At 72.8% G+C, this 13,554-nt stretch carries 11 protein-coding genes; 3 read left to right on the top strand and 8 right to left on the bottom strand.

Translation table 11 applies throughout. The annotated features are described in order from the left end of the window. Positions 1–8: 8 nt before the first annotated feature. Together dnaK and ACP4E5_RS11705 are read right to left on the bottom strand one after the other, a co-directional pair. A complete protein-coding gene (gene dnaK / locus ACP4E5_RS11700) occupies positions 9–1,886 on the bottom strand; it encodes a molecular chaperone DnaK (protein WP_425827695.1) in 1,878 nt (625 codons plus the stop codon). Positions 1,887–1,973: 87 nt separating this feature from the next. Next, on the bottom strand, positions 1,974–2,402 hold the full coding sequence (locus ACP4E5_RS11705) for an OsmC family protein (RefSeq protein WP_425827697.1): 429 nt from the start codon (positions 2,400–2,402) through the stop codon (positions 1,974–1,976). A gap of 256 nt (positions 2,403–2,658) precedes the next feature. On the opposite strand from ACP4E5_RS11705, the gene ACP4E5_RS11710 reads away from it, so the two are divergent. After that, positions 2,659–4,287: a DUF6345 domain-containing protein gene (locus ACP4E5_RS11710; protein WP_425827699.1), complete on the top strand. Its 1,629-nt coding sequence runs from the start codon at positions 2,659–2,661 to the stop codon at positions 4,285–4,287. Between the two features lie 96 nt (positions 4,288–4,383). Here the strand turns inward: ACP4E5_RS11710 and ACP4E5_RS11715 are convergent, their stop codons facing one another. The 3 genes from ACP4E5_RS11715 to ACP4E5_RS11725 all read right to left on the bottom strand — a co-directional run bounded on the left by ACP4E5_RS11715 (position 4,384) and on the right by ACP4E5_RS11725 (position 8,587). Then, on the bottom strand, positions 4,384–5,778 hold the full coding sequence (locus ACP4E5_RS11715; RefSeq protein WP_425827701.1) for an amino acid permease: 1,395 nt from the start codon (positions 5,776–5,778) through the stop codon (positions 4,384–4,386). 90 nt (positions 5,779–5,868) lie between these two features. Next, positions 5,869–7,956 carry an alkaline phosphatase family protein gene (locus tag ACP4E5_RS11720; protein WP_425827703.1) on the bottom strand — a complete coding sequence of 696 codons (2,088 nt, stop codon included), beginning with the start codon at positions 7,954–7,956 and terminating at the stop codon, positions 5,869–5,871. 205 nt (positions 7,957–8,161) lie between these two features. Continuing rightward, a complete protein-coding gene (locus ACP4E5_RS11725) occupies positions 8,162–8,587 on the bottom strand; it encodes a hypothetical protein (RefSeq protein WP_425827705.1) in 426 nt (141 codons plus the stop codon). A gap of 89 nt (positions 8,588–8,676) precedes the next feature. On the opposite strand from ACP4E5_RS11725, the gene ACP4E5_RS11730 reads away from it, so the two are divergent. Both ACP4E5_RS11730 and ACP4E5_RS11735 read left to right on the top strand, forming a co-directional pair. Then, on the top strand, positions 8,677–9,450 hold the full coding sequence (locus ACP4E5_RS11730; RefSeq protein WP_425827707.1) for an MBL fold metallo-hydrolase: 774 nt from the start codon (positions 8,677–8,679) through the stop codon (positions 9,448–9,450). An 82-nt stretch (positions 9,451–9,532) separates the two neighbouring features. Beyond that, positions 9,533–10,162, top strand: coding sequence for a DedA family protein (locus ACP4E5_RS11735; RefSeq protein WP_425827709.1), 630 nt, complete (start codon positions 9,533–9,535; stop codon positions 10,160–10,162). Here ACP4E5_RS11735 and ACP4E5_RS11740 read toward each other — a convergent pair. The 3 genes from ACP4E5_RS11740 to ACP4E5_RS11750 form a co-directional block, all read right to left on the bottom strand. Further along, entirely contained in the window at positions 10,142–11,197 is a 1,056-nt protein-coding gene (locus tag ACP4E5_RS11740; protein ID WP_425827711.1) for an MBL fold metallo-hydrolase, read from the bottom strand. The two genes, ACP4E5_RS11735 and ACP4E5_RS11740, sit on opposite strands and share 21 nt — an antisense overlap. Beyond that, positions 11,194–12,492, bottom strand: a complete 1,299-nt coding sequence (locus ACP4E5_RS11745) for an aminotransferase class I/II-fold pyridoxal phosphate-dependent enzyme (protein WP_425827713.1) — start codon at positions 12,490–12,492, stop codon at positions 11,194–11,196. Before ACP4E5_RS11745 ends, ACP4E5_RS11740 begins: the two co-directional genes overlap by 4 nt. A 233-nt stretch (positions 12,493–12,725) precedes the next feature. Next, positions 12,726–13,430, bottom strand: coding sequence for an ANTAR domain-containing response regulator (locus ACP4E5_RS11750; RefSeq protein WP_425841223.1), 705 nt, complete (start codon positions 13,428–13,430; stop codon positions 12,726–12,728). Positions 13,431–13,554 lie beyond the last annotated feature (124 nt).

The following is a 13,554-nucleotide window of genomic DNA, read 5'->3' on the forward strand; positions in this document are numbered from 1 at the left end:
GGCAGGCCTCAGGGCTTGTCGTCGTCCACGATCTCGGCGTCGACCACGTCATCGCCCTGGCCCTCCTTGTCCGTGGCGGGCCGCTCGCCCGACGGCGGCGCGTCCTCCTGGGCCGACGAGGCCGCCTGGTACATCGCCTGACCCATCCGCTGGCTGACCTCGGCGAGCCGCCGCGCACCCTCGCGCAACTCCTGCGTGGACGCCTCCTTGGATTCCAGTATCGTCTTCAACTCCCTTACGGAGTCCTCCACTTCGGCCCGCGTCGCGGCGGGGACACGCGCCGTGCCCTCGTCGTTCTCCCGCAGGAAGCGCTCCGTCTGATACACGAGCTGCTCCGCCTCGTTGCGGACCTCGGCCGCCTCGCGGCGCGTGCGGTCCTCCTCCGCGTGCGCCTCGGCCTCCCGCATCATCCGGTCGATCTCGTCCTTCGGCAGCGCCGAGCCGCCGGTCACCGTCATCTTCTGCTCGCGCCCCGTGGCGAGGTCCTTGGCGCCTACGTGCATGATCCCGTTGGCGTCGATGTCGAAGGTGACCTCGATCTGCGGCACACCGCGCGGCGCGGGCGGGAGGCCGGTGAGGTCGAAGACGCCCAGCTTCTTGTTGTAGGCGGCGATCTCCCGCTCGCCCTGGAAGACCTGGATGCCGACGGACGGCTGGTTGTCGGTGGCGGTCGTGAAGCTCTCCGAACGGCGGGTGGGAATGGTGGTGTTGCGCTCGATGAGCGTGGTCATCACCCCGCCCTTGGTCTCGATGCCGAGCGACAGCGGCGTGACGTCGAGCAGCAGCACGTCCTTCACGTCGCCGCGGATCACACCGGCCTGGTACGTGGCGCCGACGGCGACCACCTCGTCCGGGTTGACGCCCTTGTGCGGGTCCTTCCCGGTGAGTTCCTTGACGAGGTCGGTGACGGCGGGCATCCGCGTGGACCCGCCGACCAGGATCACGTGGTCGATGTCCTTCAGCTCGACGCCCGCGTCCTTGACCGCCTGGTGGAAGGGCTTCTTGCAGCGGTCGAGCAAGTCGCCGGTGAGTTCCTGGAGTTGGGCGCGCGTCAGCTTCTCGTCGAGGTGCAGGGGGCCGGCGGCGGAGGCCGTGATGTAGGGCAGGTTGATGTTCGTCTCGCTGGACGAGGACAGCTCGATCTTGGCCTTCTCGGCGCCCTCGCGCAGCCGCTGCACGGCCATCTTGTCGCCGGCGAGGTCGATGCCGTGGGCGTTCTTGAACTGCCGTACGAGATGGTCGACGATCCGCTGGTCCCAGTCGTCGCCGCCGAGTTGGGTGTCGCCGTTGGTGGCCTTGACCTCGATGACGCCCTCGCCCATCTCCAGGAGCGAGACGTCGAAGGTGCCGCCACCCAGGTCGAAGACGAGGACGGTCTGCTCGTCGCCCTTGTCGAGCCCGTACGCGAGCGCGGCGGCCGTCGGCTCGTTGACGATGCGCAGCACCTTCAGGCCCGCGATCTCGCCGGCCTCCTTCGTGGCCTGGCGCTGCGCGTCGTCGAAGTAGGCGGGCACGGTGACGACGGCGTCGGTGACGTCCTCGCCGAGGTACGACTCGGCGTCCCGCTTCAGTTTCTGCAGGACGCGGGCGGCGAGTTCCTGGGCGCTGTAGCGGTGCCCGTCGATGTCCCCGGTGTCGGGGAAGCGCCAACTCCCGTCGCCCATATGCCGTTTGACGGAGCGCGCGGTGCGCTCGACGTTCGTCACGGCCTGCCGCTTGGCGACCTCGCCGACGAGCACCTCGGCGCTCGACGACCGGGCGAAGGCGACGATCGAGGGCGTGGTGCGCGCGCCCTCCGCGTTGGCGATGACGGTGGGCTCACCGCCCTCGAGCACGGCCACCACCGAGTTCGTCGTACCGAGATCGATACCGACCGCACGCCCCATGACGCGTCCCCATTTCGTGACGAAGGCCCGCACACGTCCGGATCCAGCACAGGGCGTGAGCGGGCCCACGTCAAGAGCGCGGAGCCTTCAGCCGCCGAGCTTCGCGGAGAGGGTGATCGTCGTGCCGGTGAGCGCCTGGCTCACCGGGCAGTTCTTCTTGGCGTCCTCGGCGGCCGCCTTGAAGCCCTGCTCGTCGAGGCCCGGGACCGTGCCCTCGACGGTGAGGTGGATGCCGGTGATGCCCTCGCCCGGCTGGAACGTCACGTCCGCGGAGGTGACCAGCTTGGTGGGCGGGGTGCCCGCGCCGGTCAGGCCGTTGGAGAGCGCCATGGAGAAGCACGAGGAGTGCGCGGCGGCGATCAGCTCCTCCGGGCTCGTCTTGCCGTTCGCCTCCTCTGCGCGGGACGGCCAGGACACCGGCTGCTGCCCGATGCCGGACGAGTCGAAGGTGACGGTGCCGTTGCCCTCGAACAGGTTGCCTTCCCACACGGTGTGTGCGGAGCGGGTGGTTGCCACGGGTGGTCCTTTCCGGGTTGGTAGGTGTACGTGTGCCGTCCCATCCGATCACATTCGGGGTGGCGGGTCTTGTTTACGGGGGCGTTGTTGCGGTTGCGGGGCTCTGCCCCGGACCCCGCGGGCTCTCGTCCCAAAGGCGGGCTTCATATGGGCTCGGTATGTGGCTGGAAAGCGAGCTGGGCAAGTCGGCACAACGGTGACAGTTTGATGCCTCCCGCTCAGGGGGGTCTCAGGGGGCTTCGCAGGGGGTCAGACCATGCGCATGATCTACGCGGACCGAGGTCCGTCACCACTGGAGACCGGGAAGCCGGGCGCGACCGACAGGGATTCCACGTTCGGCTGGTGGGGTGCGTTCAGCATCCAGAAGTTCGTCAACCAGAACCCGCTCTCGCACACGCACGAGGACGCGACCGGATGGCTCGCGTACCTCCAGCAGTTCTACGACCGCAACTTCTGGTTCGCCGACAGCGGCGCCCAGGTGTGGGCGTACGAGGAGACGTACGACAACTGGCAGGACCGGTACGGCGTGGACGCCGTGGTCGCCGTGTACCACTCGGGGCACGGCGGCATGGACGGCAACGGCGTGTTCTTCGCTCCGCTCGGCGCGGTGTGGGACGGCCGCTCGGACGCGATCTCCAACCGGATGGCGTTCGGCAACGAGAAGGCCAACTACGTGTTCTGGTCGACGTGCAACTCGCTGCGCGTCCTCGACGGGCACTCCCCCGTACGCACCTGGGCCGGACCCAACCTCGGCTCCCGGATGATCTTCGGGTTCGAGACGACGAGCATCGACAGCCCGGACTACGGCAAGAAGTTCTGGGAGAAGTGGCGGGCCGGGCAGACGTACTGCGACGCGTGGCTGAACGCGAGCTGGGACATCTACCACGGTCAGGCGCCGTCGGTGTGCGCCACGGGCGCGACCCAGGCGGACGCGCAGAACCGGCTGAACTCCGAGCGCAACTTCTACCGGGAGCACGTTCCGGACACCTGGTACGTGTGGCGCTGGTACTACGCGCGCCAGGGGCTGCGCGACCCGCTGACGCAGGCGCCGCCGACCCCGCAGATCGTGCGGCTGGCGCCGCGCGACCCGAGCGAGGAACTCACCGAGCTGGGCCGCATCGCGCACTTCCCGGCTGCGGCGCTGCAAGTGGTGCAGGTCGAGCGGCAGGGCGTGCTCAGCGCGAGCTCGGGCGACCGGTTCGTGTCGACGGCGCCGCAGGCGGTGCGCTGGGTGAAGCTCGCCGAGGCCAACCATCGCAACACGCGCCAGCTGTCCACCGAGCGCGCCGTCGAGATCGCGCGGCAGTTCGCCGAGCAGCACGCGAACGGCGTCGAGCTGGTCGTGGACGGTGTGCACGACCTGATGCAGAACAGCGGCAAGAAGGACGGCTCGCAGCTCGGTGAGCCGGTGTCGTTGCAGACGCACGTCACGTTCCGGCAGGCCTTCGACGGCGTACCGGTGATCACGCCGGGCCGCGGCGAGTTCCGGGTCGCGCTCGACAACGACGGCACCGTCGTCCAGGCGACCGTGTCGACGCGCACGCCCACCGGTGACACGCGCACGCCCGCCTCCGCGGTCGCGCCCCCGTCCGGCAAGGGTCAGCAGGCGCTGGCATCGCCCGGTTCGCGGGACCCGCGGCAGGCGCTCGACGAGGCGCAGCGGCGGCGCATCGCCCACCTCACGGCGATGGCCGCCGACGGTGAGCGGTCGGCGGCCGACATCGAGGCGCAGCTGGAGGTCAGGGACGTACCCGGTTCCCTCGAGGTCGGTTACGAGATCGAGGGCAACGAGGCGTATCCCGCGGCCCGGAAGCTGATCGAGATCGGTTCGCGGGACGGCATGTTCAAGACCCAGCGGTGGGTGATGGCACCTATCGCTCGGTGACCGATGCGGAGCGGCTCGGGGCGGGCCCCACGGCGTTTCGGCCGCGGGGCTCTGCCCCGGACCCCGCTGCTCAATCGCCGCAGGGGCTTGATCGGCTCAATCGCCGGCGGGGCTTGACTGCCGCCTCTTGCGGGCCGCCATCCACGCGTAGACGAGGACACCCACGAACAGGAAGATGACGCCCTGGTAGACGGCCGCGTAGCCGGCGCCGCCGACCAGCCACATCGAGAAGCCGAACGCGACGAGCGCGAGGGTCATGTCGCGCGCGAGGCGGCCCTTGCTCACCCGGTGGCCCTGGCCGGACAGCAGGAAGTAGATCTGCGCGCCGGTGGCGAGGAGGTACGGGACCGTCGCCGTGAACGTCGTGATGAGCACGAGGCTCTCGAAGACGCCCTCGGACCCCGCCGTGTAGTTGTAGATGGTCAGGAGCGAGGCGAGGGCGACGCCGACGATCACTCCGAACGTCGGGACGCCGCGCTTCTTGCGGGCGAACGCGGCCGGGAACAGGCCGTCCTTCGCGGGGGCGTACGGCGCCTGCGCGGCGAGCAGCGTCCAGCCGTTGAGCGCGCCGAGCATCGAGACGATCGCGGCGAGCGCGACCGCGGTGCCGCCCCACGTACCGCCGAACATCACGTTGACGGCGTCGGTGAACGGCGCGGTGGAGTTCACCAGCTTGTCGTGGGCGACGGTGCCGAAGACGGAGACCGTGCACAGCAGGTACACCAGTGCGGCGAGTCCCGTGCCGAGGACCGTGGCGCGGCCGACGTTGCGCTCCGGGTCGCGGACCTCGCCCGCGCTCATGGAGGCGGACTCGACGCCCAGGTAGCTGAAGAGCAGGATCGCGGCGGACGCCGAGACCGCGCCGACCGGGGAGTCCCCACTGGCCTGGAACGGGCCGAGGTTGTCGGCGTCGAAGAAGAACAGGCCGCCGATGGCGACGAGCACGAGCGGCGCGAACTTCAGGATGGTGGAGACCAGCTGGACGGCGCCGACGTAGCGGGTGCCGGCGAGGTTGGCGAGCGCGGGCAGCCACTGGCAGGCGAGCGCCGCGACGATCGTCCAGAACGTCGACCCGTGGATCGGCAGGAGCACGTCGAGGTAGCCGACGGCGGCGACGGCGAGCGCCGCGTTCGACACCCACGTGGTGATCCAGTAGCTCCACGCGGCGAGGAACCCGGCGAAGTCGCCGAAGGCCTCGCGGGCGTACACGTAGGGGCCGCCGGTCTGCGGATGCCGCTTCGCGAGCCGTCCGAAGACGAGCGCGAGCGCGATGGCGCCGACCGTCAGGACACCGAAGGCGACCAGCGAGATCGTGCCGTACGGGGCCACGGACGCGGGCAGCAGGAAGATGCCGCCGCCGATGATGTTGCCCATGACGAGGGCCGTCGCGATGGGAAGGCCGAACCTGCGGGCGTGCTTGCCGTCGTGGTTCTGGTCCTCGTCCGCTGCCGGAGCCGTCTCGGGAGCGGGGGCAGTCCCGGTGTCGAGCATGAGGGGAAGTGCCTCTCGATTGTGCTGGGCCACCGCGGGATCGCCGGATGGCGGGGCCCATGGTCCGGTGGGCTCCCGCCGCGCTCCAAATCAGGCGGAATTGTCCTGCGGCTCGGGGGGCGTGGCCGCAAATGATCCACCGTCGGGCTCGCGCCGGAGGGATTTCTCCACGGCCCGCTCCAGGGGCTCCGTCGCAGGTGGGGCCAGGGGCAGCGGCGCGACCCGCATCGGGATCTGCGGTCCGTGGCCCTCGGTCAGCCAGCGGCGCAGCACCCGGTGCACCTGCTCGGCGCCGACCAGGACCTCGCCCTCCGGCACCGGCTCGGACAGCTCGGCGGGCGAGAGCAGGAACGGCCGGCTCTGGGCGCCGCCGAGCCCGCCGTGCGAGCCGATCTGCTCCTCGAAGGCGTGGACCTCGCCGTCCAGCGGGTCGTACATGGAGTTGACCATGATGTCGGCGGTGTGCTCGAAGGAGTCGGTGCGGCGCACGGCGTCGGCGGCGCCGGGGCCGAAGTCGGCGAGCGGCCCCTCGCCGTCGGCCAGCTCGGCCAGCGGCACTTCCGCGCCCTTCGCCCCGAGCACGACCGCGCCGTGCTCTTCGCTGCGTACGAGGAGGAAGCCGATGCCGGGATGGTTGGCGAGGGTCGGCAGCAGGGCGGGGTTGCGGGCGTCGATCTCCTCGCGGGTCATGCGGTGCGGGACGTCCGGGAACGAGACGAGGCCGAGGTTGCCGGAGGCCAGCACGATCGGTTCGCTGCGGCGGCCCTTGCCCGCGCCCGCCTCGACGGGCCGGTGCAGCGCGGCCCGCACGGCGGCGCGGGCCTCGGCGCCGCTGCGGGTGCGGCCCGCCTTGCGCGGCACGGGCAGCCCGCAGCCCGCCCGCACGAGGTCCTGGAGGGTGAGTCCGTAGCGGCCGCGGAAGGTCTCGCCGGGGCTCTGCCCGTGGTCGGAGAGGACGACGATGCGGTACGGGCGCGGCGCGTGGTCGGCGACCTTGACGAGCAGCGCGAGCGAGCGGTCGAGGCGTTCGAGGACCTGCCGCGCGTCGCGGCCGAACGGGCCCGAGTGGTGCGCCACCTCGTCGTAGGCGACGAGGTCGGCGTAGACGGCGCTGCGGCCCGCGAGCATGTCGCCGATGACGGCGGCGACGACGACGTCGCGCTCGACGACGGTCGCGAACGCGCGGATGAACGGATACAGGCCACCGCGCCCGATCCGCGGGCGCTGCTTGCACAGGCGCGCCCGCGTGGACTGGCCGATCTCGCGGCCGACCTCGGCGAAGAAGGACAGCGCGGTACGGACGGCGTTGGCCGGGTCGGAGAAGTAGGCGAAGTAACCGGCCCGCGAGCGGTTCTCCTTGCCGCGCCGGGCCGCCACGGACAGCACGAGCGCGACCTGTTCGGCGCCGCCGCTGAACAGGTTGCCGCGGCTGGCGCCGTCGACGGTGAGCAGTCCGCCGTCGCCGGTGCGCGCGACGGCGCGGCGCTGGAGTTCGGCGGCGCTGGTGGGCCGGTTGGACACCTGGGTCTCGCCGGTGTCCTTCTCGTACCAGCGGAAGGCCGGGACGTCCTCGTTGGAGCCGTGCAGGATGCCGAGCTGGCTGGCGCCGGTCTGGCTCGACCAGTCGGTGCGCCACGGGGTGAGGCGGTGGCCGCCGTCGCGCAGCCACGCGCCGACCGTCGGCATGACGTCGTCGCGCGCGGCGCGGCCCAGCACCTCGTGACCGACGCCGTCGAGCTGGATGAAGACGGTGCCGGGGGTGGGCGGGCAGGTGGCGGTGTCGTCGGAGCCCCTGCGGCGCCTGCGGTCGGCGAGCCGGTACAGGCGCCTGCGGTACGCGTCGTCGTCCCGGACGGCCAGCGCACCGCCGGCCGCGGACGCCACGGCCGACATGACCGCGGCCACGACGACCGCGGTCTCGGGTCCCGCCTCTCCCCTGCCGTCCGGGATGAGGTGCAGCGCGATGAGCAGCAGGGCGCCGTTGAGGAAGAACACGACGAGGCCGAGGACGAGCGCGGGCACGAGCAGCAGGGCGCGTACGAGGATCGGCCAGACCAGGGCCGACAGCAGGGCGAAGGCGGCGGCGCCGAGGGCGGCGGTGATGGCGACGCGGGTCATGCTGTCGCCGTCGTCGGACGTCAGCTTGAAGTCGGGCAGCAGGCCTGCGAGGACCATCATGGTGAGGGTGCATGCGGCCCAGACCGCGACGGACCGCCAGGCGGTGCTTCCGGCTCGCCGCCACCATCGGCCTCCGGCCACTTTCGGCTCCCTTCGTCTGGTCACGTGTGGTCAGGGTTTCATACCCTTTGCGCTCAGACGGTGTGACGGCCACGGGGCTCCGCCCCGGACCCCGCTGCTCAATCGCCGCAGGGGCTTGAAATGGCTAGCAGCCGTCGTAGCCGGCTGTCGGCATGGAGAGGCGGCGGTGGACGCGGGCCTTCATCTGCGCGTCGTACGACGGTTCCGCCAGGCCCGCCGTTTCGAGGCGGATGCCGCGCCGCGCGCACTCCGCCGAGAACGCGTCGACCGAGCGGAGCGCCGCGCGCAGGACCCGCTCGCAGGGGGCGACGAACACATCGACGAGGCCGGCGTCGACGTCCGCCCACAGCACCTCGTGGTCGGGGCGGACCGAGTGGACCAGCAGCTCGCGGGTGATCACGTAGCCACGCTCGGCGGCCCAGCGCGCGCACATGGCGTGCTGACTGCGCGAATCCACCAGGAAGGGGTCGGCGTCCAGCTCCTCCAGCGGGATCAGGCTGGCGATCGCCGCGACCCGCACCGCGTCACCGCTCCCGTCGGATGCCCCCATGCGTCCCCCCTCACCACAGCTTTCGGCGTCGACCCTACTCCTGCACGTAGGCTCAAGGGAGTCGCCCGAAGGAGCACAAGGAGGAGCGCGTGCCGGTGGAGGTCACCTGGTGGGGTCATGCCACCTGCACCGTCGAGGACGCGGGCACGCGCGTGCTGACGGATCCGCTCTTCGCGAGGCGTCTCGCGCATCTGCGCCGCCGGCGCGGCGCGCCCCCGCCGCCGCGCGCGGCAGAGGCGGACGTCGTCCTCGTCTCCCACCTGCACGCCGACCATCTGCACGTGCCCTCGCTCGCCCGGCTCGCGCCCGGTACGCGCGTGCTCGTGCCGAAGGGCGCCCCGCGCGCGGTGCCGACGCTGCGCAAGCTCAGCACGCTGAAGATCATCGAGGTGGAGGCGGGCGCGCGCGTCGAGGTCGGGCAGGTGGTGATCGAGGCGGTCCGCGCCGAGCACGACGGCCGCAGGCTCCCGGTCGGACCGCGCATGGCCCCCGCGCTCGGCTACGTGGTGAACGGCGAGGCCCGTACGTACTTCGCGGGCGACACCGGGCTCTTCGAGGGCATGGCGGAGGCCGTGGGCGAGGTCGACGTGGCGCTGCTGCCGGTCGGCGGCTGGGGCCCGTACCTCGGGGCCGGTCATCTCGACGCGGGCCGGGCCGCCGAGGCGCTCGCCCGGATCGCACCGCGCAGCGCGGTGCCCGTGCACTACGGGACGTACTGGCCGATCGGCATGGACGCGGTGCGGCCGCACGAGTTCCACGCGCCGGGCGACGAGTTCGTCCGGCAGGCGGCGCTGCGCGCGCCCGGCGTGACGGTGCACCGGCTCGACCAGGGCGAGAGCGTACTGCCGGAGGTGGCCGGATGAGACGCCCCGCAACCCCAAGGCCCGCACCCCCACGGCCCGGAACCCGTCGGCCCGGAAACCCTCGGCCGGGAGCGCGCCGGTGATGCTCTCCGCAGCGACCCAGGTGCCGCCCGAGACGACCCAACAGGCCGTCGGCTACCCCTCGTTGTTCCTGCTCGTCTTCTTCGGGGCACTCGTCCCGGTCATTCCGACCGGCGCGCTCGTGAGTTCCGCGGCGGTCGTCGCGTTCCACCACGACGCGCCGCTCACGCTGCTGCTCGTCTTCGTGGTGGCCGCGCTCGCCGCGTTCCTCGGCGACATCGTCCTGTACTGGCTGGGGCAGCGCGGCATGCGCTCCAAGAACGGTTCGAAGTGGCTGGAGGCGATCCGGTCGCGGGCCCCGGAGGAGCGGCTCGCGCAGGCGCAGGACAAGCTCGCCGACCACGGGGTGATGGTGCTCGTGCTGTCCCGCCTCGTGCCGGCGGGGCGGATCCCCGTGATGCTGGCCTGCCTGATGGCGAAGATGCCGCTGCGGCAATTCGCCCGTGGCGACGTCCCCGCCTGCCTCGCGTGGGCGGCGACGTACCAGGTGATCGGCATCCTCGGCGGCTCCCTCTTCCCGGAGCCGTGGCAGGGCGTCGTCGCCGCGATCGCCCTGACCGTGCTGATCAGCGTGGCGCCGAGCCTGTGGCGCAAGGCGCGGGGGCGGGAGTCAGGCAGTCAGCACGCGTGAGCCGCCCACCGGCACGTCCCACAGGTCGGCGCGCCGCAGGCCCGCCTTCTCCCAGGCGGCGCGGAGCCGGTGGAGCGGTTCGAGGACCGGCTCGGCCGACAGCAGGAACGTCGCCCAGTGCATCGGCGCCATCCGGCGCGCGCCCACGTCCTGCGCCGCCCGCACCGCGTCCTCCGGGTCGCAGTGCACGTCCTTCAGCCACCAGCGCGGCTCGTACGCGCCGATGGGGAGCAGCGCCAGGTCGATGCCCGGGTAGCGGCGGCCGATCTGCGAGAACCAGTGGCCGTAGCCGGTGTCGCCGGCGAAGTAGATCCGCTGTCCTTCGGAGTCGGTGAGGACCCAGCCGCCCCACAGGGTGCGGCAGGTGTCGACGAGGCTGCGCTTGGACCAGTGGTGGGCCGGCACGAAGTCGAAGCGGACGCCGTTCAGCTCCGCCGCCTCCCACCAGTCCAGCTCGGTGACCTTCGTGAAGCCGCGCCGCGTGAACCAGCGGGCGAGGCCCGCGGGGACGAGGACCGGGGTGTCCCGCGGGAGTCTTTTGACGGTCGGCCAGTCCAGGTGGTCGTAGTGGTTGTGGCTGATGACGACGGCGTCGATACGGGGCAGCGCGCTCCAGGCGACGCCCGCGGGGGTGACCCTGGCCGGGGTGCCGAGGATCTTGCGGGACCAGACGGGGTCGGTGAGGACCGTGAGGCCGCCGATGCGGACGATCCAGCTGGCGTGCCCGACCCAGGTGACGGCCGCCGTGCGGGCGTCGACCCGCGGCAGCGGGCCGGGCGCGAAGGGCAGCTGCGGGATGTCGGCCAGGCTCTCGGCGGGCGGCCGCAGCGCGCCCTCGCGGGCGAATCTGGCGAAGGCCCGCAGGCCCGGCAGCGGTGCGGTCAGCCGGTGTGCGAAGGATTTGGGCCAGCGGCGCGGTACGTCCTGCGCTCCGGTGTCTCCCCCGCCGAGCGGCCGCGGCTCGACGAGGGGCGGTGGGGATGCGGGGGCATCGACCCGCTCCACGGCCGAGGGTGCTTCGGACGCCTGCGTCATCGCTCGGTCTCCCATCCTTCGCCTGCCGGTTGCCCGCCGATGGCGCGGAGCGTCGACTCCACCATGGTCAACTGCCGTGCCACGTGCGGCAATTCCAAGGGCTCCGGTGAGGTGAGGGACGCCCTGCGTTCCTCGGGGGTTGACCCGAGCAGCGGTCCCGTCGAAAGTCGCGCCCGCAGCGCGCCCTGTTCGTCGCCGAAGCGGTGGCCGCCGGGGACCGGCATCCCGAGCCGGTCGCCGAGGAAGTCCTCCAGCTCCTGGGAGTCGCTGACGCCGAGCACGGCGAGCTTGGGTCGCAGCTCCTCCAGGTCCATGTAGAGGTGCCGGCCGGCCCGCGGCGGCCTGGCGAGGCCGCCCGCGCGGAGCACGGCGCGGTGCGCGGCCCCGGCGACCTGCGCGTGCAGGGCGGCACCGATCCGGCGGCGCTCGGTGATCTCCTCGGTCTCGTTCAGGACGTACGTGGCCGCGGCGGCGACCGGCGCCGCGAGCAGCGCTCCCGTCGCGGTGAGGAAGTCGAGGACGCGGGCGCGCAGCCTGGCGCCCCGCTCGGTGGCGGGGAAGCGGGCGCAGGCGGCGGGCAGCGAGGGCGGCAGGAACGCGCCGGTGAGGTCGTTGAGGACGGTGACGTCGCGCGGGTACATCTCGGCGGGGCTGAACAGGACGGAGTCCGCGCCGGGGTGCAGGGTGTCCCGCCACGTCTCGTCGCTGACCACGTGCAGCCCCTCGGCCGCGGCCGCTTCGACGGCCTCGTGCAGCACCTCGGGCGGCGGCACGGTCGCCGTCGGGTCGTCGGCCACGGACAGGACGAGGAGGCGCGGGTCGCCGCCCTCGGCCCTGACCCGGCGGACCGTCTCCAGGAAGGCCGTCGAGTCGGGGACGCCGCCGCACTCGGCGGGCGTCGGCACGTGGTAGACGGCGCGGCCCAGGAGCCTGGCCTGCGGCACCCACCAGGCCGAACAGGGGCGCGGCACCAGGACGTCGCCGCCGAGCGCGGCGGTGAGGGCGAGCAGCAGCGGGGCCGCGCCGGGCGCCGCGCCGAGCTGTTCGCGTTCGCTGTCGAGGCCGCGGCGCCGCCAGTAGCCGCAGGCCGCTTCGAGCAGGGCGGGCGCCCCGCCGGGCGGCTCCGACGCCGGGCGGGCCGCGGCGCCCGCGGCGACGGCGGCCAGTTCGGGCAGCACCGGAAGGCCGGGCTCCGGCAGCGGCGGGCCGTACCGCACGGGCCCCCGGCCTTCGGGGGCCCGTGCCCGCGCGGCGCCGGGCCCTGACGTCCTGGCCGTGGGTTCCGGGTGCCGCATGCTGCCTCCGTGCCGTCCGCCCGTCGTGCGGGTGCGGGTCGCTGTACGGGAGCGGCCGCCGCGGGGACGCGGGCCGCCGGGTCCTGCTTCCAGCGTCACACCTCACCCGGTGTCCGCGCGCGGCGTGGCCGCGGGGCCGTCCCCCTGCCCCTGTACGTACCCGTCCGGGCACCGGGGCGCGCGGGACGGCACCGTGCGGCTGGGCCGGGCGGGTGACCGGGCGGGGCGGACGGTCAGCGCGCCACTGCGCTGAACTCGCGCTCCAGGCCGCGTCCGCGCCGCTCGACGACGGCGGAGGCGACATCCGTCAGTTTCCGGTTCGTCGTCTGCGAGATTCGGCGCAGCACGGTGAACGCGTCGTCCGGCGCGCACCCCAGCACATGCATGACGATGCCGCAGGCCTGGTCCACCACGGGCCGTGAGCGCAGCGCCGAGCCCAACTGGTCGACCTCGGTGAGTGCCGCCTGGTAGGAGCGGTCGCGCACCAGGCAGCTCGCGGCCAGATCGCCGAGGGCGCGGATCGGGCCGTGCGACGCAGCCTCCAGGGAGCCGGGCCGGAAGCTGTACAGGCTGAGGGTGACCGTGAGGTCGCCGCTGCGGAAGGGGATGGTGACGCTGGAGCGCACCCCGGAGTCCAGGGCGAGCGCACGGTAGTCGGGCCAGCGCCGGTCGTTGAGCAGGTCACTGGCGTCGACCGGGGCGCCGCCCTCCTCGGCCGCCGGTATGGGCCCGTCGCCGCTGCGGTCCTGCACGGAGACGAGCGCGGCGAGATCGGGGTGGGTCACCGCGGTCGGCCGCTCGTCGCCGCCGTCGGTCACCGTGGCGACGGCGCCGCAGCACTCCGCGGTGCACCGCAGCGCTCCCTCGGCGAGCTCGGAGAGCCGCCGGGCGGGGAGCTCCGATCCGGCTGTACCCGTGGCGCGTCGGCCCGGCGCCATCGGATACCTTCCGACGTGGGCCGCGTCGTCGTCCTGCTCGGCCGGCACGTTCTGTCGCATCGGGTTCAGGCCTCCTTGTCGGTTCGCTTCCCGTACCGGGCTCCCGAAAACGCGGGACGGGATA

This window comes from Streptomyces fractus (assembly GCF_049844455.1).
Taxonomy (GTDB): Bacteria; Actinomycetota; Actinomycetes; order Streptomycetales; family Streptomycetaceae; genus Streptomyces; species Streptomyces fractus.

Bases quoted from the DNA above. Each gene is read 5' to 3' on its own strand.
- dnaK (WP_425827695.1), bottom strand. From the start codon at position 1,886: ATGGGGCGTGCGGTCGGTATCGATCTCGGTACGACGAACTCGGTGGTG.
- ACP4E5_RS11710 (WP_425827699.1), top strand. From the start codon at position 2,659: ATGCGCATGATCTACGCGGACCGAGGTCCGTCACCACTGGAGACCGGG.
- ACP4E5_RS11715 (WP_425827701.1), bottom strand. From the start codon at position 5,778: ATGCTCGACACCGGGACTGCCCCCGCTCCCGAGACGGCTCCGGCAGCG.
- ACP4E5_RS11720 (WP_425827703.1), bottom strand. From the start codon at position 7,956: ATGATGGTCCTCGCAGGCCTGCTGCCCGACTTCAAGCTGACGTCCGAC.
- ACP4E5_RS11725 (WP_425827705.1), bottom strand. From the start codon at position 8,587: ATGGGGGCATCCGACGGGAGCGGTGACGCGGTGCGGGTCGCGGCGATC.
- ACP4E5_RS11735 (WP_425827709.1), top strand. From the start codon at position 9,533: ATGCTCTCCGCAGCGACCCAGGTGCCGCCCGAGACGACCCAACAGGCC.
- ACP4E5_RS11740 (WP_425827711.1), bottom strand. From the start codon at position 11,197: ATGACGCAGGCGTCCGAAGCACCCTCGGCCGTGGAGCGGGTCGATGCC.
- ACP4E5_RS11745 (WP_425827713.1), bottom strand. From the start codon at position 12,492: ATGCGGCACCCGGAACCCACGGCCAGGACGTCAGGGCCCGGCGCCGCG.
- ACP4E5_RS11750 (WP_425841223.1), bottom strand. From the start codon at position 13,430: ATGGCGCCGGGCCGACGCGCCACGGGTACAGCCGGATCGGAGCTCCCC.